The sequence below is a fragment of the Mesorhizobium quangtriensis genome (assembly GCF_040081925.1).
GTDB classification, from domain to species: Bacteria; Pseudomonadota; Alphaproteobacteria; order Rhizobiales; family Rhizobiaceae; genus Mesorhizobium_K; species Mesorhizobium_K quangtriensis.
In genome coordinates, this window is record NZ_JBEBMF010000001.1 from 59743 (window position 1) to 78644 (window position 18902).

Consider the following 18902-nt stretch of genomic DNA (forward strand, 5'->3'; position numbering starts at 1 on the left):
TCAGTCTTCTTCCTGAAACAGGTTGATTTGCTGCTGCGCGAGATCCTTCGGCGCGTCGAGGCCCAGGTGCCGCCAGGCATTGGCGGTCAGCACGCGCCCACGCGGTGTGCGCTGGATAAAGCCTTGCTGGATCAGATAGGGCTCGATGATGTCCTCGATCGCGTCGCGCGGCTCGGAAAGCCCTGCCGCGATCGTCTCGATCCCGACCGGGCCACCGCCGAAATTCATCGCGATTATCGAGAGGTAGCGACGGTCGAGCTGGTCGAGACCGAGCGCGTCCACTTCCAGCCTGAGCAGCGCCTCGTCGGCGATCTTCTTCGTAACCAGCTCGACGCTCGCCACCGACGCGAAATCGCGCACACGGCGTAAAAGGCGACCGGCGATGCGCGGCGTTCCTCGAGCACGCCTCGCGATCTCAAGCGCGCCGTCATCACCGAGCGGCAGGCCTAGGATGCGTGCACCGCGCCGGACGATCTGCTCGAGTTCCTCGACCGTGTAGAAGTTGAGCCTCACCGGAATGCCGAAGCGGTCGCGCAGCGGATTGGTCAGCAGGCCGAGCCGCGTCGTCGCTGCAACCAGCGTGAACTTAGCCAGATCGATCTTGACCGACCGCGCCGCAGGGCCTTCTCCAATGATCAGGTCAAGCTGGTAATCCTCCATCGCAGGATAGAGAATTTCCTCGACGGCCGGGTTGAGGCGGTGAATCTCATCGATGAAGAGGACGTCGCGATCCTCAAGATTGGTCAGCAGCGCGGCAAGATCGCCCGCCTTGGCGATCACCGGGCCAGAGGTCGAACGGAAGTTAACACCCAGTTCGCGCGCCATGATCTGCGCCAGCGTCGTCTTGCCCAGCCCCGGTGGCCCGACGAAAAGCACATGGTCCAGCGCCTCGCCCCGGTTCCGCGCCGCCTCGATGAAGACCTTCAGGTTTGCGCGCGCCGCCGCCTGACCGACGAACTCGTCGAGCATCTGCGGACGCAGCGTCTGGTCGGCGTCCTCGCCGCGCTTTTCGGGCGTTATGAGGCGGGGCGCGAGGCTCACGAGAGAAGTTCCATAGACGGGACGAAACGAGCGGCTTTTAAGTCGAAAGTCACGGTATGCGAACAACCCGCTCGTATTGCCGAATAGGAGATCAGGCGATCTGCCAGATCGCCAGCCCTTGCTTCTGCGGCAATCGCAGAGAGCGATCCGTGATCCTCAAACAAGATTTCCTCGGTATCGAGCAATCTTGATAGAAGCGTCCCTATGGCAGCCTGACCATATCCGTAGTGCTTTCTCAAAACCCAGACCAGCTCCGCAACCACGATAAGGCTCACGAAAGCAGGATCCTCTGATGTCCTTTCTTCCAGAAAGGCGGATGCTTTGATGAATTGCCTCTCATCGTCGCGAAGGACGAACCGCAACAATATGTTCGTGTCGACAGCGATCATCGCTTTTTGCCGACGAGTTCATTCCATTCCCGCTTGATCCGCTCGTCATCTTCCGCGACCGCCTGTCCAATCGCATTGTCGAAATCTTCAAGCGTGGCAGGGGCACCCCTGGGGGGATTGCCGAGAATGCCCGCGAGGTCGGCAATTTTTTTGTTCTTTGGCAAAGCCACGACTTCACCATTCCTGACAGTGACGAAAAATTTTGTGCCCGGCTTCAGGGCCAACTCGTCTCTTACCTCTTTCGGGATCGTCAACTGTCCCTTGGAGGTCATTGTCGTGAAAGCGCCCATGACTTACTCCTGCCAAACATTCTTACTGATCATAAATAGTAAGAAAATCTCTGCTCAGCAATACAACTATCGCGCCAGCTCTTTCAACCCAAGTCTGATCAGCTTGGACGAGTCCGCCCCCTCACCGGCGCTCTTCAGAGCGGCAGCCACGGCATTCGCCGCAATGTCGCGCGAATAGCCGAGATTGACCAGCGCCGAGACGGCGTCGGCGATTGGCGCCGGCGCAACGCCCTCACCGAGTTCCTGCTTCAGCCCGATCGTCCCCGACGCAGCGCCCGCAAAGGCCGGCGCCTTGTTCTTCAGCTCGGTGACGATCCGCTCGGCGACCTTCTTGCCCACGCCCGGGGCACGGCTAACGGTGGCGATATCGCGTAGCGCGATCGCATTGGCTAGATCGGCCGGAGCCAGTGTCGAAAGAATTGCCAGCGCGACCTTGGCGCCGACGCCCTGCACATTATTCATCAGCAACCGGAACCACTCACGCTCCAGCACCGACTCGAAGCCGTAGAGCCGGATCATGTCCTCGCGCACATAGGTCTCGATGAAGAGCGTAACCGCCTCACCTGGGCCGGGAAGATGCGCCAGCGTCCGCGACGAGCAGTAGGCCACGTAGCCGACGCCATGCACGTCGATCGTGCAGTGGTCCTCGTCGATCTCGTCCAGCGTGCCCCTGAGCTTGCCGATCATTGCCCCGCCTTCAATCCCTACGCCACCGCCCGCGCCAACCGCGCCGCCGGGCTTTGCATGTGGTGCGCGTGGCAGATGGCGATGGCGAGCGCGTCGGCGGCGTGTTCGCTGTCGAAGCACGCCTTCGGCATCAGCACCTTCACCATCATGTGGATCTGCTGCTTCTCGCCATGTCCGACGCCGATCACCGCCTTCTTCACTGCGTTGGGCGCGTATTCGGCGACCTCCAGGCCAGCCAGCGCGGGCACCAGCATGGCGATGCCGCGCGCCTGTCCGAGTTTCAGCGTCGCCACCGCATCCTTGTTGACGAAGGTCTGCTCGACGGCCGCCTCATGCGGCGCCTGTTGCCCGACCACGCCCACCAGTCCGTCATGAATCTGCCTGAGCCTCACCGCCAACGCGGCCTTGTCGTCAGACTTTATCGTGCCGGCTGCGACGAAGCGCAGCGAATTGCCAAGAGTCTCGACCACGCCCCATCCGGTACGCCGCAGTCCGGGATCGATGCCGATGATACGAATCGCCTGAGCCATCGCGGAACCTTTACCTGTCCGCTGGAGCGATGCCAGAGAAATGTGAACAAAGCAGAAACAGAGGCCGCGCCGAGGCCATGATTTCAGGGGAAATCCCCGCAGACGGTTCCGGCAGGGGTTTGGCGGCTCAGCCGCGCGCAAACGCCGTGTTCAGGAGCGTGATCTGGTCGGATACCGGATTGGGGCTGCGCACTGGCGACAGCGGCGTGACGGTATTCTTGCCGTAGATCTCGTCGTCCATGCGCCGGACCAGCCCCTGCAGGCTGAGCGAGCGGTTCACCAGGTCGACGAAGGCTACCGGCAGTTCGCCCCAGCCGCTTGCGTCAGCATGGGCGGACGCGGTGTCGAGCCTTACCTTGGCCTTTTCGATCGCGACCTGGTCTCGGCTCATCTCGCCGGAGTTGGCCGCGCGCTGCAGCAGCAGCCAGGAAGCGATCTGCATAAGGCGGGTGGTGAGACGCATGGATTCCGCCGCATAAAGCGTCGCGGCGAGGCGCGACAGCTTCTTTGCTTCCGCGCGGCCCTCGCCGTCGAGATATTCGGCGGCGTTTTCTACCAGCGTCATGCCTTCGTTATAGAGCGGCTTGAAGGACTGCGAGAAAACGCGGCGTTCCGCGAGCTTGATCGTCTTGCTGTCCGTCGACGGCTCGCTCATGTCCAAACGCCCCTGCACTACTTTCCCGCTCCGGCTGTCCACTCAGCCGCCAGTCCTATTTGACCACCCACGGACCGGCGCAGCGAAAATGCGCCGTCATGCAGAGCAACGCAAGCGTATGTTTAATAAAAGGTTAACGGTACCGGCCCGGGTGTTAGCCGGCGACAATCCGCGAACGCTGTCGGACAAAAAAAAGAGCCGCGAAAAGGCGGCTCTCAGGAGTTTAACAGGGAGGCGTCAAACGAAGTGGCTCCAGCCACTCGGTAAGAATCCAGATCACTGGATGCGCACAGTAAACGCCCGTAAAGCTTAATGCGGGGTTAACTGACGGGCCGGAATCCGGTAAAAATTTTCGTCATTCCGCCGGAATGTGATGCGCGGCCGAAGCGGGACTTGCCCTCCAGAGCGCCGAAAGCGCGATGAACGCGAACAGGAACGTGCCGGCGAAATAGACCATGGCCGATACGCCCAGCAGCGGCTCGATCGACGGGTCTCCGCCGTAAAGAATGAAGAGCCCGATGAACATGCCGAGGCTGCTCAGCGCAGCGATCCAGAAGTGGATTTTGGCGAGCATCGACGCGCCGGCTCCCGGCACGAGATGGTAGAAGACGGCGAAGACCGCCGACATCAGCCAGCCCAGCACCATGATGTGCGCGTGGGTCGGCAATTGCGAGTGGTCCTGAGACATCGCCATGTGCAGGCCGAGCGACATGCCGACCAGCGAATAGATGACAGCGATGGTGAAGAAGTTGCGCGCTGTGCCTTTCATGGAGTTCCCCCTCGGGTCCGGATGATGTATCGCGCATTTCTGCGGCGGGCCCGTATCGGGACAATGTCGCCACGGGAAAAGCACGATGCACGCAGGATACCTGAGTCGCGACTACCTGCCACGAACCGGCTGCTGGAACAGAAATCCCTCGGCGACGAAGACGGCAGGACTGTCCGACCCGCTATCCGGCCTTGGCGCGGTCGCGCAGCTTGAACTTCTGGATCTTGCCGGTCGAGGTCTTGGGGATTTCGGTGAAGATCACCGCCTTTGGCACCTTGAAGCGCGCCAGCAGCCCACGGCAGTGCGCGATGATCTCGTCCTCCGTCGCGCTCGCCCCCGGCTTCAGCTCGACATAGGCGACGGGAACCTCACCCCATTTGTCGTCATGCCTTGCCACCACGCCGCAGGAAGCGACCGCCTTGTGCTTGTAGAGCGCGTCTTCCACCTCGATGGACGAAATGTTCTCGCCGCCCGAGATGATGATGTCCTTGGAGCGGTCCTTGAGCTGGATGTAGCCGTCCGGATGCATGACGCCGAGGTCGCCCGAATGGAACCAGCCGCCGGCAAAGGCCTCGTCGGTGGCTTTTTTGTTCTTAAGGTAGCCCTTCATGACGATGTTGCCGCGGAACATCACCTCGCCGATCGTCTGACCGTCGGCAGGCGTCTCGATCATCGTCTCCGGGTCCATCACGGTCAGCCCCTCCAGCGGCGCGTAGCGCACACCCTGCCGGGCCTTTTTAGAGGTTCGGGCATCCTTATCGAGACCGTCCCACTCGCCGTGCCATTCATTGACGACCGCCGGCCCGTAGGTTTCCGTCAGCCCGTAGAGATGGGTCACCGCAAAGCCTTCGTCGGCCATGCCGGCGAGCACCGCCTCGGGCGGCGGCGCGGCGGCGGTGTTGAAGGTGACCGTCTGCGAGAAGTCGCGTTTCTCTTCCGGCCGTGCGTTGATCAGCACCGACATCACGATCGGCGCGCCACAGAGATGCGTGACCCCATGGTCGGCGATGGCGTCGTAGATCGGCTTCGGTCGCACCCAGCGCAGGCAGACATGAGTTCCCGCGTGCACGGCAAGCGTCCAGGGGAAGCACCAGCCGTTGCAGTGGAACATCGGCAGCGTCCACAGATAGACCGCATGTTTCGCCATGCCGGCATGGATGGTGTTGGCATAGGCCATCAGCGCCGCGCCGCGATGATGGTAGACGACGCCTTTCGGATTGCCCGTCGTGCCGGACGTGTAGTTCAGCGACAGCGCATCCCATTCGTCGTCGGGCATCGACCATGCGAAGTCGGCGGCCCCGGACGCAACAAAGTCCTCGTAGTCGATCGAACCGATCCGCTCTCCCTTGGGATAGTGGGCGTCGGCGGGATATTCCGGATCGTCGAAATCGATGATCATCGGCTTTGCCTTGGCGAGCGCCAGCGCCTCGCGCATCACGCCCGAAAACTCGCGGTCGACGATCAGCACCTTAGTTTCGGCGTGGTCGAGCTGGAACGCGATGATGGCGGCGTCGAGCCGGGTGTTGAGCGAATGCAGCACCGCCTTGGTCATCGGCACACCGAAATGAGCCTCCAGCATCGGCGGCGTGTTGGACAACATGACGGTAACAGTGTCGCCCTTGCCGATACCGCGTTGGGCAAGCGCCGAGGCAAGCTGCAGGGAGCGCTGCCAGAACTGTGCGTAGGACCATCGGCTCGCGCCGTGGATGATCGCGGTGTGGTCGGGATAGGTCTTGGCTGTCCGTTCCAGATAGGTGATCGGCGTCAGCGGCTGAAAGTTCGCCGGCTGGCGATCCAGGTCCATTTCATAGGGATTCGTCATAGGCCCTCCCGGGGGAACCACAGCGTTCAAGCGGCGCAACGTCAGTAAAGGATGTCCAGCACGCCATCATAAATCAGCTTCACCGCGATCAGCGCAACAGTACAATAGGTGAAGGGATAGAATATCTCCGGTCGCATGCGCCGCACCAGCCAGGCGCCGGCGAGCGTCGCCAGCGGTGCGATCGGCATGAGCACGAGCGAGGCGGTCAGGTTGGTGGCGTCGAACTGGCCGAGCGCGAAATAGGGCACCAGCTTCACGGCATTCGTCACGGCAAAGAAGATCGCTGCCGTCCCGCTCAGCACTTTCGGATCGAGCCTCAGCGGCAGGGCATAGACCTGGAACGGCGGCCCGCCGACATGAGCGACGAAGCTGGTGAAGCCCGACACGACGCCCCAGAAGGCTGCGGCGATCCTGTTATGAGAGGCGCTGTGGCCGCTGCCGTGCCGCAATTGCTGATAGATCCAGCGCAGCACGAAGACGAACGCCACCGCGCCAACGATGAGGCGTACCATTCCGGCCGTGACCAGGGCGGCGGTCAACCAGCCCGCGCCGATGCCCACTATCGCGCCCGGCATCATCGAAACCAGCACGCTGCGGTCATAGATGCCGCGCCACGTCCACACCGAGACGATATCCATCAAGCACAGGATCGGCAGCAGGATCGCCGCCGCCTGCACCGGGCTCATCACCAGCGCCATCAGCGGCACGCCGACAAAGCCGACCGCACCGCCGAAGCCTCCCTTGGACAGGCCGACGAGGATGACAGCCGGGACGGCCGCCGCGTAAAACCAGGGATCGGTGAGCAGTGCGTTCATGGGAAGATGCGTGCGGGAACCGCCGCATTAGCGCTAAACGCGCCCGAAGGCGAATCGAATGTGCGGCTGTTCAAGCGAGGTTGCCTGATCTATGCCGCATTCCAACCAAACTCGACCGGCATAGGCCGATTCAGGAATCCGCCATGAACGACAAGACGCCCAACCGCTGCCGCATTGTCCTGATCTCGCCCTCCGGCGTGAACGCAGATGATTTCGCTTCGATGTTCCGCGCCGCGATTGCGGGCGGCGACATCGCGTCCATCATGCTGCCGTCGCACGGGATGGACGAGGCGTCCTATCAGGCTTTCGCCGAGAAGATTGTGCCGATCGCCCAGGAAGCCGGCATTGCGGCGATCATCGTGGACGACACCCGCATCGCGGGCCGTGTGAAGGCTGACGGCATCCACATCGATAGCGGCAAGGCGGCTCTCGCCGAGGCGATCGAGAGCTTTCAGGAGAAGATGGCGGTTGGCGCGGGCGGCGTAAAGACGCGTGACGACGCGCTGGAGCTTGGCGAGGAGCGGCCGGATTACGTTTTCTTCGGCAAGTTCGGCTACGACAACCAGCCCGAAGCGCACCAGCGCAACCTTTCGCTCGGCGGCTGGTGGGCGGAGATGGTCGAGATACCCGGCATCGTGATGGCGGGGTCGGACCTCGCTTCGATCGAAACCGTTGCCGCGACGGGCACCGACTTCGTCGCGATTTCTGCCGCCGTGTTCGGCGCTGGCGTCGACCCCAACGCAGCCATCGCCCGCGCCAACGCGATCCTCGAGGCCAGCGCCCCCCGATTCGAGACGGTGGCATGACCAAGCGTTCTGCCTTCGCTCTCCTGCTCGCGCTGCTGGCCGCAAGCCCGGTGGCCGGCGCGCAGGCTGAAACGAAGGCGCCGGACAAAACGACAACCGGGACGACTGGTACCCCGGAGGACGCAACTGACGGCGCGCCAGCCACCATCGAGCAGCCGGGCGCCGTCGATGAGGAGCGTTTCGGCGGTCCGCCGGCCGACGCGGCCTACGGAGCGTTCCAGCGCGGCCTCTACATGACGGCACTCAACCTCGCCACACCACGTGCCGAAGCGGGTGACTCCGCCGCCCAGACGCTGGTCGCAGAAATCCTGTCGCGCGGCCTCGGCGTGAAGCGCGACGAGGCCGCCGCCGCCAAATGGTATCAGCTCGCCGCAGAGCAGGGCGTCCCGGAAGCGCAGTTTCAATACGCGCTTCTGCTCATCGACGGACGCTTCGTGAAGAAGGATCCTAACGGGGCCTATGCGCTGATGCAGTCGGCAGCCGAGGCCGGAAACCGCATGGCGCAGTTCAATTTTGCGCAGATGGTCGTCCAGCGCGAGCCCGGCACGGCGGGCATGACCAAGGCGGTTTCCTATTATCAGCGCGCGGCGGACGCTGGCCTTGCCGATGCGCAATATGCCATGTCGCAAGTCTATGCTGCCGGCGTTGGTGGCAAGCAAAAGGATGAGGTCCAGGCGCGCCGATGGCTTATGCTGGCTGCGCGCCAGAACTACGACACCGCGCAAGTTGACCTTGCGACCTGGCTCGTCGAGGGACGCGGCGGTCCGCGCGATCTCAAGGCCGGATTCGAATGGATGAAACGCGCGGCCGAGAGTGGCAACGTCGCCGCGCAGAACCGGCTGGCCAAGCTCTATATGGGCGGCATCGGCACCGAGCCGGACGCCACCGAGGCGGCCGCGTGGTATTTTGTCGCCCGCCGCCGCGGGTTGGTCGACGCTGAAATGCAGGACTTCCTCAACGGCAAGACTGAGGAAGAACTGAAGGCAGCATTGGAGCGCGCGAACCGGCTGCGCTGAACTTGCCCGCTTGGGGCGCTTGCCTCTCCCGGCGATTTATGGTCATGGAAGCGCCGAAACGCGCCAGACGCGCGCAAAAATTCCGGAAATCGACAGCATGGCCAAGATAAACGGCAACGAAATCCGTCCGGGCACCGTCATCGAGCATCAGGGCGGGCTCTGGGTCGCGGTCAAGACCAACACGGTGAAGCCCGGCAAGGGCGGCGCCTACAATCAGGTCGAACTGAAGAACCTCGTCAACGGCACCAAGCTCAACGAGCGCTTCCGCTCCGACGAGAAAGTCGACGAAACCCGCCTCGATCTCAAGGATTTCTCTTTCCTTTATCAGCAGGGCGACCAGCTCGTCTTCATGGACACCGAGAGCTATGAGCAGCTCGAACTGGCCAAGGATTTCGTCGGCGACCGCGCCGCCTTCCTGCAGGACGGCATGATGGTTACCGTCCGGCTCTATGGCGAGAAGCCGATCGGGGTTGCGTTGCCCGACCAGGTCACGCTCGCCATCACGGAAGCAGATCCGGTGGTCAAGGGCCAGACGGCGGCGTCCTCCTACAAGCCGGCGGTACTCGAGAACGGCATCCGCATCCTCGTGCCGCCCTTCATCTCGACCGGCGAGCGCGTCATCGTCGATACCAACGAACTCACCTACATCCGCAGGGCGGACTGATCAGATGGCGCGCTCCGCACTCCTCAACGTCATGGTCCAGGCCGCCATGAAGGCCGGCCGCTCGCTCTCGCGCGATTTCGGCGAGGTGCAGAACCTGCAGGTCTCGCTGAAGGGTCCCGGCGACTATGTCAGCCAGGCCGACCGCAAGGCCGAGGAGATCATCCACACCGAACTGGCGCGCGCCCGCCCGGGCTATGCCTTCCTGATGGAAGAGCGCGGCGCGGTCGCGGGCGAGGACGACCAGCACCGCTGGATCGTCGATCCGCTCGACGGCACCACCAACTTCCTGCACGGCATCCCGATCTTCTCGGTCTCCATCGCGCTGGAGCGTCAAGGCCAGATCGTCGCTGGCGTCGTCTATAATCCGGCTATGGACGAGCTTTACACTGCCGAGCGCGGTGGTGGCGCATTCCTCAACGATCGCCGCCTGCGCGTGTCGGGTCGCACCAAGCTGTCCGACGCCGTCATCGGCACCGGCGTGCCGCATCTCGGTCGCGGCCATCATGGCAACTTCCTCATCGAACTGCGCAACGTCATGGGCGAGGTCGCCGGCATCCGCCGCCTCGGCTCCGCCGCACTTGACCTCGCCTATGTTGCGGCCGGCCGCATGGACGGTTTCTGGGAGCCTGCGCTTTCGCCGTGGGACATCGCCGCCGGCATCCTCCTCATCCGAGAGGCTGGCGGCTTCTGCTCCGACATGGATGGCGGACAGGAGATTTTCGACAAAGGCTCGATCGCCGCCGGCAACGAGGCGATCCATAAGGCTCTCCTGAAAACACTGAAAAAGCCGATCCGCTGATCCTAGCTTAGCCTGCGGCATCGCGCCCGGCTTGCGGTTTCCTGCACATGGCGGTCATAATCGTCTCGTAGGGATGGCTATGACCGAACCGACGGACCTCCCCTTCAGGGGCCGCTTCCACTATTCGCGCGCGGAGTTGATCGCGGACGGGGTGGTGCATGCCGTCGGCATCGTACTCGCCATCGCGGCCGGTTCGGCGCTGCTGTCGCTCGCCGTCTTCCATGCCGGACCCGGCGAATACGCCGCCGCGATCTTCTACTTCGTCTCGCTGCTGACCGTGCTTTCCGTCTCGCTGGCCTACAATCTCTGGCCGCTGACTCCGGTGAAATGGGTGCTTCGCCGCTTTGATCACGCGGCGATCTACCTGTTGATCGCGGCGACCTACACGCCTTTCCTCGCACAGCTCGGACCGGACGCCTGGCCGATCATCGCGCTCGTTTGGGGCGGCGCGCTTGCCGGCATGTCGATCAAGCTATTCCTGCCCGGACGCTTCGACCGGCTCGCCATCGTTTTCTATCTCGCCATCGGCTGGAGCGGCGTGGTCGTCGCCGGCCCGCTGGTCGAGACGCTGCCACCGGACACCGTCGCGCTCATCCTCGCCGGCGGGGTGGTTTATTCCAGCGGCGTGATCTTCTTCATATGGCAGGGCCTGCGCTACCAAAGCGCCGTGTGGCACGGCTTCGTGGTCACCGGCGCCGGCCTGCATTGCGCCGCGATCTTCGACTGCCTGATCGTCGCCCGCATCTGACTGCGCGGGTTCTCTGTACTGCTTCAGTCCTTCCGGACTTCCAATTTCGTCATAATTCCGCTTAGAGTCGCGGCCATTGCATCGCCGGGAACGGAATCGGGGCGAGAATGGGCATTTTGAGAAGCCTGGGCCTGACAGGCTCGTCGGACGTCATGGACTACGATCCCCACAGGCTTTCCAGCCCGCAGGTTTTTGTCCTGTCCATGCTGGTGTTCCTGGCGATCGTCGCTTTTATCGCGGCGATCCTGACGCGCCAGATCATGGCCGCCTTCGCCACCAATCCCGGCCTGAACGGACTGATCCTGGGCGTCCTCATCGTCGGAATCCTGCTGACCTTCCAGCAGACGATCCGGCTGTTCCGGGAAGTTCGTTGGGTGAATTCCTTCCGTGCCGGCTCCGAGGTCACCGACCCCGTGCTGCTGGCCCCGATGAAAGCGCTTCTGTCGCGCTCGTCCACCATGGCGCTGTCAACCAACTCGATGCGTTCGATCCTCGATTCCATCGCCAACCGGCTGGACGAGAGCCGCGACATCTCGCGCTACCTCATCGGGCTCCTGGTGTTCCTCGGCCTGCTCGGCACCTTCTGGGGCCTGTTGGCGACGATCGGCTCGATCGGCGAGACCATCCAGTCGCTCGATCCCGGTTCGGGCGACACCAATGCCGTCCTTGATGCCCTGAAAGCCGGCCTCGCTGCCCCTCTGTCGGGCATGGGCACCGCCTTCTCGTCCTCGCTGTTTGGTTTGTCCGGCTCGCTGGTGCTCGGTTTCCTCGATTTGCAGGCCGGCCGCGCCCAGACGCGTTTCTACACCGAGCTTGAGAACTGGCTGTCCTCGGTCACCGACCTGTCGTCCGACATCGTCACCATCGACGGCGGCAAGGGCGAGACATCGGACGAAATCCGCGCCCTGTCGGAACGCCTGCGCAGCATGCAGGAGGGCGGCGGCTCCAGCCCGCGCGTCGCCACCGCCATGGCCAACCTTGCCGACGGCATCTCCGGCCTCGTCAAGAACATGCGCTCGGAACAGCAGATCATGCGCGGCTGGGTCGAGGCCCAGTCGGAGGAACAGAAGGCGATGCGGCGCACGCTGGAACGTCTTGCCGAGACGCTGAAGAACCAGGAACGCAGCTAACATGGCGCTTGCAAAGGCTCGTCGCAGCGCTCGCCACGTCGATTACTGGCCGGGCTTCGTCGATGCGCTGTCGACGCTGCTTCTGGCCATCATGTTCCTGCTCTCCGTCTTCGTGCTGGCGCAGTTCCTGCTCAGCCGCGAGATCAGCGGCCGCGACGAGGTACTCGCGCGGCTGAATTCGCAGATCAACGAGCTGACGCAGCTTCTGGCGCTGGAACAGGGCAACACGCAGGACGCCCAAGACTCGCTCGCCAGCCTGCAGGCGTCGCTGTTGGCGGCGGAGAGCGAGCGTTCCCGCCTCCAGCAATTATTGGACCAGGGCGCCGGCGCGGACTCCGAGGCGAATGCGCGTATCGGCACGTTGAGCGGCGAACTCGATGCTCAGCGCCAGATCAGCCAGCGCGCGCTCAGTCAGGTCGAACTGCTGAACCAGCAGATTGCCGCGCTTCGCAAGCAGATCGCGGCGCTGGAGGATGCGCTTGAAGTTTCGGAGGCGCGCGACCGAGAGTCCAACACCAAGATCGCAGATCTCGGCCGCCGCCTGAACGTGGCGCTGGCGCAGCGCGTGCAGGAACTGAACCGCTATCGTTCCGACTTCTTCGGCCGGCTACGCGAAATCCTGTCGGATCGCGAGAACATCCGCATCGTTGGCGACCGTTTCGTCTTCCAGTCGGAAGTGCTGTTCCCGTCGGGCTCGGAAGTCATCAACCCCGCAGGGCGCGTCGAGATGCAAAAGCTCGCCGAGGCGATCATCGAGTTGCAGCGCGAGATTCCGCCCGAGATCAACTGGGTCCTGCGCGTCGACGGCCACACCGACAACATCCCCGTGTCGGGCAACCGGCGCTGGACCGACAACTGGGAACTGTCGTCCGCCCGCGCTACGTCGGTCGTCAAGTTCCTGATCCAGAACGGCGTCCCGGCAAACCGGCTGGTGGCGGCGGGCTTTGGCGAATTCCAGCCGCTCGATCCAGCCGACACCGACGCCGCGCGCGCCGCCAACCGCCGCATCGAGCTGAAGCTGACCGAGCGCTGACGCCCGGTCGCCGCCCCTTTTACGAAAAAGCGGGGATCACCTCGCGTCCGTAGCCGGCGATGATCTCTTCCTCCATGCCGCTGTCGAGGTAGATGTTGAACTGCGTCACGCCAGCATCCTTCAGCTTGCCGATCTTGGCGATATGTTCCGCCGGCTCGCCGAGCACGCAGAAATTCTCGACAACGTCGGGCGTGATGAAGTCGAGGTAGGGATTGCTGCTCTGGCCGTGCTTGGAATAGTCGTAGCCGCGCCGCTTCTCGATGTAGCTGGTCAGGCTTTCCGGCACGAGGCTGGTGTCCTTGCCGTACTTCTCCACGATGTCGGCGACATGGTTGCCGACCATCGCGGGGAACCATTTCGTCGCCTCGATCGCCTTGTCCTTGGGGCCAAAATAGGCAGGCGCGCAGGACATGGAGCGGAAGCCCGACATGTCGCGCCCCGCCGCCTTCCCGGCGTCCAGGCACTGATCGGTAAACCACTTGCACAGGCCCGGCTCGGCGATCTGCAGGACCACGCCGTCGGCATGCTCGCCCGCCGTCTTCAGCGCCAGCGGGCCGTAGGCGGCGATCCACGCCGGCATGTCATGGCCAACGGCCCACGGAAATTTCACCGGCTCCGGCGACTCGCCGTAGACGACCTCGTCGCCGCGCACCATCGCCTTGGTCTTGGCGATGAACTCGGCCACGCGGGCGAGCGTCGCCGGCTTGAAGCCCATCACGCGCCGCGAGGAATCGCCGCGCCCGACACCAAGGTCGAAGCGGCCGCCGCTCTGCTTCGACAAGGAGCCGAAGATCGACGCCGCCACAGACCAGTCGCGGACATCCGGGTTGGTGACCAGCGGGCCGAAGCGCATGTCCTTCGTGTGCTCCATGCACATGGCGATCGCCGCGTAGCAGTCGCGCCAGAGAATGTGCGAATCGTAGAACCAGCAGTAGCTGAAGCCGGCATATTCCGCCGCCCGCACCAGGTAGCGAGCGCGCTCTGGCTCGACGACGCCCTTGAATGTGATCCCGAATTCCATATCTGTCTCCCCTTTGTCCTGCCTGCGACCGCTATCAGCCGAATGCCTTGCGCAGGCGCGGCAGCACCTGCTCCGAATAAAGTTTCAGGAACCGTTTCTGGTCGTGCCCTGGCGCATGGAAGACCAGATGGTTGAAGCCAAGGTCCACATAGGGCCTGATCTTCTCGACATGCTCGTCCGGGTCGGTCGAGACGATCCAGCGCTTTGCCGCCCGCTCGATGGGCAGCGCGTCGGCAAGCTTCTCCATCTCGAGGGGATCCTCGACCGACATTTTCTCCTCGGGCGACAGCGACAGCGCCGCCCAGAAACGCGTGTCCTGCAGCGCCCGCTCGCGATCCGTGTCGAACGACACCTTCATCTCGATCATGCGGTCGATCGAGTCTGGCGCACGGCCTGCAGTCTCAAGCCCGGCCGACAAATTGGGCAGCAGCGTCTCGCTGTAGAGCTCCGGCGCCTTGCCGCTGGTGCAGATGAAACCGTCGGCGACACGGCCCGCATATTTGGCGATCATCGGCCCCGCGCCCGCAACATAGATCAGCACCGGCTGGTCCGGCCGATCATAGATCGTCGCGTTTTCGGTCTGGTAGAACTGCCCCTCGAAGCTGACGCGTTCGTCGCTCAGCAGCTTGCGCATCAGATCGACCGACTCGCGCAGTCGCGCGAACCGCTCCTTCAGCTCCGGCCACACCACCTTGGTCGCCGGCACTTCGTTCAACCCCTCGCCCGTGCCAATGCCGAGGATCAGCCTGCCGGGAAAGAGTGAGCCCAGCGTGCCGAAGGACTGCGCCACCATCGATGGGTGGTAGCGGAAGGTCGGCGTCAGCACGCTCGTTCCCATCATGATGCGCGACGTCTTCGCGCCGAGCGCGCCAAGCCACGACATCGCGAAAGGCGCATGACCGCCCGTGTGCCGCCATGGCTGGAAATGATCGCTGATGAAGACGGAATCGAAACCGGCCGCTTCCGCCGCTACCGAATTGTCGAGCAACTCAGACGGATTGAACTGTTCGGCCGAAGCCTTGTAGCCAAGCTTGAGGTCCATCACGCCTTCTCCCGTTTGCTCACAGGAACAGTTCCTGTTCCACCGGCCGCAGCACGTGGCGCGCGCTGGCCGCTTCATCGTCTTTCCAGTCCAGCCCGCGCAGCACCACGACCGGCAGCCCGGCATCCTTCGCCATCAGCAGGCCGGCCGCGGCGGCCACCTCGTCGGCGAAGGCCGGCAGCGTCGCCTTAAGCCCCCGACCGTAGGCGTCCGTTCTGGTCGTCCAGTCGACCAGAACAGGCACCCCCGCCACGCCGATCGCCACATTGACAAGACCGTTGCGCCATGGTCGGCCGAACGTATCCGAAACGACGACGCCAATTGGCCCGCCATAACGCGTCTCAAGCCCTTCCCGAATTTTGCGCGCGCTGGCGTCGGGATCGTCGGGCAGGAGCAGCAGCATGCCCTCGCGCCCCGCGCCAAGATTGGATTCGTCGATCCCCGCATTGGCGCAAATCCACCCATGCCTGTGCCGCGTGATGAGCAATCCGTCCGGCGGCTGCCTGCGCGCACGGATCACGCCGGTGGATTCGCTCAGGATCGCCTCGACCTTGCGGACATCCTTGCCGATCTCCTCGGCGAGCCTTTCGGCTTGTTCCGAAGGCACGAAATCCGCCAGCGGCACCAGCCGCCCTTCGGCCTTGGAGACGATCTTCTGGGCGACCACCACAATGTCGTCCGGCGCTATCTCCATGCCGGCAGCTTCGGCTGTATCGGCGATCAGCGCTGCCAAGTCATCGCCAGCCTCGATCTCGCCGATACCGGGGATAACCAAAAGTGTCACGCCGTCATCCTGCGCCGGCAACCTGATGGCTTCGGCAAGATCTTCAGGTCGGTCGATGTCGCGCGAAAGGTGCGCCAACGCCAGAACCTCAACGCCGAGTCCAGCCGCCTTGGCGGCAGCCTCATGCGCCTCGGCCGACTGGCGCCCGAAATGAAAGGCGATCGCATCGGGCGGCGAGACCAGCAGGGCATTGGTGCCGCCGTCGCGTGACTGCGCGATCACGACAGGCGCACGCACACCAGCGGCGAGCAATGCCATGATCTCACTCTCGACGAGCGTCGGGATGTCGGCATGCAGCACAAGCAGTGCGTCAGCCCCGATCCCCGCGGCCCACGCAGCGGCCAGTCCGGCCGCTGCGTTGAGGTCGCCTGCTTCCGGCTCGGATATGACGGTAGCGCCCTGTACTGCCGCGCGCTGCGCAACGACAGGCGACCGCGTCACAACGCCGATCGGCCCTTGATGCCGGGCCGTCAGGAAGGCAAGCGTGTTGTCGAACAGCAGCAGCGCAAGCCCTTCGCGCGCATCGTTCGCCAGCACCGGCCTGAGGCGCGACTTCGCTTCCGCCGGGTCCTTCATCATGATGACCGCCGCGACCGTCATGCGCTGCGACGCTCCCGGCCGGGTGCGAGCCCAGCCGCGAAATCCAGCACCTCGCGCGCCAGCCGTTCGGCGCCTTCCGGCCCGTCCATCAGGATATCCATGGAGGCGACAGCAAGTCCCGACTCTCGCAACGCTTCGGCGTCGTCAACGTCCCCCGCATCGACAACGAACCCGTCGAGCAGGCCGGCATACCGCCCGGCGACCGCACGAGACGTCGCCTCAAGGCCAAGATCCTGCATCAGCCGCGCCAGCGGCCCCTTCACCGCCTTGCCACCGATGAGCGGAGAGACACCGACGCAAGGCGCGCGACTTTGCGCAACAGCGCCGCGCAGTCCTGCAACCGCAAGCATGGGTTCAATCGACAGCAGCGGGTTGCTCGGCGCAAGGACGATCAACTGGGCGGACGCGAGTGCTTTCAGTGCCCGCTCAGAGGGCCGTGCCATTTCCGCCCCTTCGTAGCGCAACTCGCTGACTTTCGGCCCGCATCGTTTGCCGACGAACCATGGCTGGAAATCCATCCAGCCTTCGTCCGTGTTGAGTTTTGTCCGCAGCCTCTCGTCGGTGGCCGGCAGGATACTTGCGCGCGCTCCCAGCCGCCGGGCGGCCTCCGCCGTGATCTCCGAAAGACTCTCGCCCTCGGCGAGCCGCCAGCTCCGCCAGATATGCAGCCCGAAATCGGCATCGCCCAGTTTCATCCAGGCTGGCGCGCCGAGATCGCGCAGCACGTCGAGCGCCTTCACCGTGTCTCCAGCCACGCCCCAGCCCTGGCTCCGGTCGATGCGGTCGGACAGCGTGTAAAGCAGCGTATCGAGGTCCGGACACACCCGCAGCCCATAAAACTCCTCGTCGTCGCCGATATTCGCAATGACGGTCAGCGCACCGGATGGCAGGGCACGGGCGAGCCCCTCGGCCATGCGCGCTCCGCCGACGCCACCGGCCAGAAGCACCGCGTTGCGGAAATCCCCTGCCGAATCCACCACGGCCATCCTCATTCCGCCGCGACCGGATGCGGCGCGGACCGATCGAGGAACGCCAGCGGATTTGCGCCTTGCCTGCGGCCGACCAGCGGCGCGATCTCGTCGGGATCGCGCTCGGAGTAATCCGCCACCACCTCGTAGAGCGTGTTCCGCTGCATCGGAATTCGTCCCGCCGAGCGGATGATGCGCACCATCTCGGCCGGCGTGATCTCCTGCCCATGCACCGAGCCGGCGGCGCGCGAAATGCTCTCGTTCATCAGCGTGCCGCCGAGATCGTTGACGCCGCAGTCGAGCATGAAGCGCGCCGTTTCCGGCCCAAGCTTCACCCACGACACCTGGATGTTGTCGATGAAGCCGGCAAGCATCAGCCGCGCCACCGCATGCATGCGGATGTTCTCCGCCGTCGTCGGACCGGGTCGCGCCTCGGGATGATCGCGGAAAAGCCGTGTCTGCTCGTGCACGAAGCCGAGCGGCACGAACTCCGTGAAGCCCCCGGTGTCCATCTGGATCGAGCGGAGCCGATCGATATGCGCTGCCCAATGCGCCGGCCCGTCGATATGGCCGTACATGATGGTCGATGTCGTGCTGATGCCGGCTTCATGTGCCGCGCGGATGATCCGTTCCCACTCGTCCGCCGACAGCTTGTTGCGCGTGAGCTGCAGCCGCACCTGCGTATCGAGGATTTCGGCCGCGGTTCCCGGCATCGAGCCCAGCCCGGCCTGCTTCAGCGCCCTCAGATAGTCCTCGAGCGGCATGCGGCTCTTCTTGACGCCATACCAGATCTCAAAGGGCGAGAAGGCATGCACATGCATCTGCGGCACGCGCGTCTTCACGGCATCCAGCAGGTTGAAGTAATGATCGCCATCGATGTCGGGGTGCAGACCGCCCTGGATGCAGACTTCGGTGCCGCCGCGCAGCCACGCTTCCTCCGCGCGGTTTGCGACTTCCTCCAGCGACAGCAGTTCCGCGCTCTTCGCCTCCTTGCGGACGCCGAAATTGCAGAACTGGCAGGCCATGTAGCAGACATTGGTGAAGTTGATGTTGCGCACCGTGACGAAGGTGACGCGATCTCCCACGCGACGTCGCCGCACCTCGTCGGCAGTCGCCACCAGTGCGGCCAGATCGGCCCCCGAAGCCGAAAAAAGCGTTTCACCTTCATCGCGCGAGATGGTCCGCCCTTCCAGGGACCGGTCGAGGATGGCGCGGATGTCCGGCCTCGCGTCGCCGAGCGCAATCTCCACTGGCCGCTTTTCGATCTGCATGATGTCTGCTGCGTCGGACATT

The 18902-nt window shown here is 63.9% G+C and carries 21 protein-coding genes; 7 read left to right on the forward strand and 14 right to left on the reverse strand.

The annotated features are described in order from the left end of the window. The 9 genes from ruvB to ABMA32_RS00345 all read right to left on the reverse strand — a co-directional run bounded on the left by ruvB (window position 1) and on the right by ABMA32_RS00345 (window position 6998). Complete coding sequence (gene ruvB / locus ABMA32_RS00305; RefSeq protein ID WP_349011745.1) at window positions 1-1041, reverse strand: Holliday junction branch migration DNA helicase RuvB; 1041 nt, start codon at window positions 1039-1041, stop codon at window positions 1-3. Then, window positions 1038-1430 (reverse strand): type II toxin-antitoxin system VapC family toxin, encoded by a 393-nt coding sequence (locus tag ABMA32_RS00310; protein ID WP_349011746.1) that lies wholly within the window; start codon window positions 1428-1430, stop codon window positions 1038-1040. The genes ruvB and ABMA32_RS00310 overlap by 4 nt, the downstream gene beginning before the upstream one ends. Further along, window positions 1427-1720 (reverse strand): AbrB/MazE/SpoVT family DNA-binding domain-containing protein, encoded by a 294-nt coding sequence (locus ABMA32_RS00315; protein ID WP_349011747.1) that lies wholly within the window; start codon window positions 1718-1720, stop codon window positions 1427-1429. Before ABMA32_RS00315 ends, ABMA32_RS00310 begins: the two co-directional genes overlap by 4 nt. A gap of 66 nt (window positions 1721-1786) precedes the next feature. Next, window positions 1787-2407: a Holliday junction branch migration protein RuvA gene (gene ruvA, locus ABMA32_RS00320; protein ID WP_349011748.1), complete on the reverse strand. Its 621-nt coding sequence runs from the start codon at window positions 2405-2407 to the stop codon at window positions 1787-1789. 17 nt (window positions 2408-2424) lie between these two features. Further along, a complete protein-coding gene (ruvC, locus tag ABMA32_RS00325; RefSeq protein ID WP_349011749.1) occupies window positions 2425-2937 on the reverse strand; it encodes a crossover junction endodeoxyribonuclease RuvC in 513 nt (170 codons plus the stop codon). A 127-nt stretch (window positions 2938-3064) separates the two neighbouring features. After that, window positions 3065-3592, reverse strand: coding sequence for a protease adaptor protein RcdA (gene rcdA, locus ABMA32_RS00330; protein WP_349011750.1), 528 nt, complete (start codon window positions 3590-3592; stop codon window positions 3065-3067). A 355-nt stretch (window positions 3593-3947) separates the two neighbouring features. After that, on the reverse strand, window positions 3948-4361 hold the full coding sequence (locus tag ABMA32_RS00335; protein WP_349011751.1) for a hypothetical protein: 414 nt from the start codon (window positions 4359-4361) through the stop codon (window positions 3948-3950). 181 nt (window positions 4362-4542) lie between these two features. Continuing rightward, window positions 4543-6183, reverse strand: a complete 1641-nt coding sequence (locus ABMA32_RS00340) for an acyl-CoA synthetase (protein ID WP_349011752.1) — start codon at window positions 6181-6183, stop codon at window positions 4543-4545. Between the two features lie 41 nt (window positions 6184-6224). Continuing rightward, a complete protein-coding gene (locus ABMA32_RS00345) occupies window positions 6225-6998 on the reverse strand; it encodes a sulfite exporter TauE/SafE family protein (RefSeq protein ID WP_349011753.1) in 774 nt (257 codons plus the stop codon). A 143-nt stretch (window positions 6999-7141) separates the two neighbouring features. On the opposite strand from ABMA32_RS00345, the gene ABMA32_RS00350 reads away from it, so the two are divergent. From ABMA32_RS00350 to ABMA32_RS00380, 7 genes are all read left to right on the forward strand, one after another. Continuing rightward, window positions 7142-7804, forward strand: coding sequence for a thiamine phosphate synthase (locus ABMA32_RS00350; RefSeq protein ID WP_349011754.1), 663 nt, complete (start codon window positions 7142-7144; stop codon window positions 7802-7804). Further along, window positions 7801-8820: a tetratricopeptide repeat protein gene (locus ABMA32_RS00355; RefSeq protein ID WP_349011755.1), complete on the forward strand. Its 1020-nt coding sequence runs from the start codon at window positions 7801-7803 to the stop codon at window positions 8818-8820. The genes ABMA32_RS00350 and ABMA32_RS00355 overlap by 4 nt, the downstream gene beginning before the upstream one ends. Window positions 8821-8917: 97 nt before the next feature. Beyond that, window positions 8918-9484, forward strand: coding sequence for an elongation factor P (gene efp, locus ABMA32_RS00360; protein WP_349011756.1), 567 nt, complete (start codon window positions 8918-8920; stop codon window positions 9482-9484). A 4-nt stretch (window positions 9485-9488) separates the two neighbouring features. Further along, complete coding sequence (locus ABMA32_RS00365; protein ID WP_349011757.1) at window positions 9489-10283, forward strand: inositol monophosphatase family protein; 795 nt, start codon at window positions 9489-9491, stop codon at window positions 10281-10283. Window positions 10284-10356: 73 nt separating this feature from the next. Beyond that, a complete protein-coding gene (trhA, locus tag ABMA32_RS00370) occupies window positions 10357-11031 on the forward strand; it encodes a PAQR family membrane homeostasis protein TrhA (protein ID WP_425475453.1) in 675 nt (224 codons plus the stop codon). Window positions 11032-11138: 107 nt separating this feature from the next. Beyond that, window positions 11139-12161, forward strand: coding sequence for a MotA/TolQ/ExbB proton channel family protein (locus ABMA32_RS00375; RefSeq protein WP_349011759.1), 1023 nt, complete (start codon window positions 11139-11141; stop codon window positions 12159-12161). A 1-nt stretch (window position 12162) separates the two neighbouring features. Continuing rightward, the gene (locus tag ABMA32_RS00380) at window positions 12163-13194 is read left to right on the forward strand and encodes a peptidoglycan -binding protein (protein ID WP_349011760.1); all 1032 of its coding nucleotides are present in this window, start codon (window positions 12163-12165) and stop codon (window positions 13192-13194) included. Between the two features lie 19 nt (window positions 13195-13213). Here the strand turns inward: ABMA32_RS00380 and ABMA32_RS00385 are convergent, their stop codons facing one another. Genes ABMA32_RS00385 through cofH form a run of 5 tightly spaced genes read right to left on the reverse strand, consistent with a single transcriptional unit; the run spans window position 13214 to window position 18901 of the window. After that, complete coding sequence (locus tag ABMA32_RS00385) at window positions 13214-14215, reverse strand: TIGR03842 family LLM class F420-dependent oxidoreductase (protein WP_349011761.1); 1002 nt, start codon at window positions 14213-14215, stop codon at window positions 13214-13216. Between the two features lie 34 nt (window positions 14216-14249). Then, window positions 14250-15257, reverse strand: a complete 1008-nt coding sequence (gene fgd, locus ABMA32_RS00390; RefSeq protein ID WP_349011762.1) for a glucose-6-phosphate dehydrogenase (coenzyme-F420) — start codon at window positions 15255-15257, stop codon at window positions 14250-14252. Between the two features lie 19 nt (window positions 15258-15276). Then, the gene (gene cofE, locus ABMA32_RS00395; RefSeq protein WP_349011763.1) at window positions 15277-16641 is read right to left on the reverse strand and encodes a coenzyme F420-0:L-glutamate ligase; all 1365 of its coding nucleotides are present in this window, start codon (window positions 16639-16641) and stop codon (window positions 15277-15279) included. Next, window positions 16638-17618: a 2-phospho-L-lactate transferase gene (gene cofD / locus ABMA32_RS00400; protein WP_349011764.1), complete on the reverse strand. Its 981-nt coding sequence runs from the start codon at window positions 17616-17618 to the stop codon at window positions 16638-16640. The genes cofE and cofD overlap by 4 nt, the downstream gene beginning before the upstream one ends. Window positions 17619-17629: 11 nt before the next feature. Further along, window positions 17630-18901, reverse strand: coding sequence for a 5-amino-6-(D-ribitylamino)uracil--L-tyrosine 4-hydroxyphenyl transferase CofH (gene cofH, locus ABMA32_RS00405; protein ID WP_349011765.1), 1272 nt, complete (start codon window positions 18899-18901; stop codon window positions 17630-17632). Between the last annotated feature and the right edge of the window lies 1 nt (window position 18902).

Excerpts from the sequence above, each read along its gene's own strand:
- ABMA32_RS00345 (WP_349011753.1), bottom strand. The coding sequence starts at position 6,998 with ATGAACGCACTGCTCACCGATCCCTGGTTTTACGCGGCGGCCGTCCCG.
- ABMA32_RS00385 (WP_349011761.1), bottom strand. The coding sequence starts at position 14,215 with ATGGAATTCGGGATCACATTCAAGGGCGTCGTCGAGCCAGAGCGCGCT.
- rcdA (WP_349011750.1), bottom strand. The coding sequence starts at position 3,592 with ATGAGCGAGCCGTCGACGGACAGCAAGACGATCAAGCTCGCGGAACGC.
- cofE (WP_349011763.1), bottom strand. The coding sequence starts at position 16,641 with ATGACGGTCGCGGCGGTCATCATGATGAAGGACCCGGCGGAAGCGAAG.
- ABMA32_RS00365 (WP_349011757.1), top strand. The coding sequence starts at position 9,489 with ATGGCGCGCTCCGCACTCCTCAACGTCATGGTCCAGGCCGCCATGAAG.
- ABMA32_RS00335 (WP_349011751.1), bottom strand. The coding sequence starts at position 4,361 with ATGAAAGGCACAGCGCGCAACTTCTTCACCATCGCTGTCATCTATTCG.
- trhA (WP_425475453.1), top strand. The coding sequence starts at position 10,357 with ATGGCTATGACCGAACCGACGGACCTCCCCTTCAGGGGCCGCTTCCAC.
- ABMA32_RS00315 (WP_349011747.1), bottom strand. The coding sequence starts at position 1,720 with ATGGGCGCTTTCACGACAATGACCTCCAAGGGACAGTTGACGATCCCG.
- ruvC (WP_349011749.1), bottom strand. The coding sequence starts at position 2,937 with ATGGCTCAGGCGATTCGTATCATCGGCATCGATCCCGGACTGCGGCGT.
- ABMA32_RS00375 (WP_349011759.1), top strand. The coding sequence starts at position 11,139 with ATGGGCATTTTGAGAAGCCTGGGCCTGACAGGCTCGTCGGACGTCATG.
- ruvA (WP_349011748.1), bottom strand. The coding sequence starts at position 2,407 with ATGATCGGCAAGCTCAGGGGCACGCTGGACGAGATCGACGAGGACCAC.
- cofH (WP_349011765.1), bottom strand. The coding sequence starts at position 18,901 with ATGTCCGACGCAGCAGACATCATGCAGATCGAAAAGCGGCCAGTGGAG.
- ABMA32_RS00310 (WP_349011746.1), bottom strand. The coding sequence starts at position 1,430 with ATGATCGCTGTCGACACGAACATATTGTTGCGGTTCGTCCTTCGCGAC.
- ABMA32_RS00355 (WP_349011755.1), top strand. The coding sequence starts at position 7,801 with ATGACCAAGCGTTCTGCCTTCGCTCTCCTGCTCGCGCTGCTGGCCGCA.
- efp (WP_349011756.1), top strand. The coding sequence starts at position 8,918 with ATGGCCAAGATAAACGGCAACGAAATCCGTCCGGGCACCGTCATCGAG.
- ABMA32_RS00380 (WP_349011760.1), top strand. The coding sequence starts at position 12,163 with ATGGCGCTTGCAAAGGCTCGTCGCAGCGCTCGCCACGTCGATTACTGG.
- fgd (WP_349011762.1), bottom strand. The coding sequence starts at position 15,257 with ATGGACCTCAAGCTTGGCTACAAGGCTTCGGCCGAACAGTTCAATCCG.
- ABMA32_RS00350 (WP_349011754.1), top strand. The coding sequence starts at position 7,142 with ATGAACGACAAGACGCCCAACCGCTGCCGCATTGTCCTGATCTCGCCC.
- ABMA32_RS00340 (WP_349011752.1), bottom strand. The coding sequence starts at position 6,183 with ATGACGAATCCCTATGAAATGGACCTGGATCGCCAGCCGGCGAACTTT.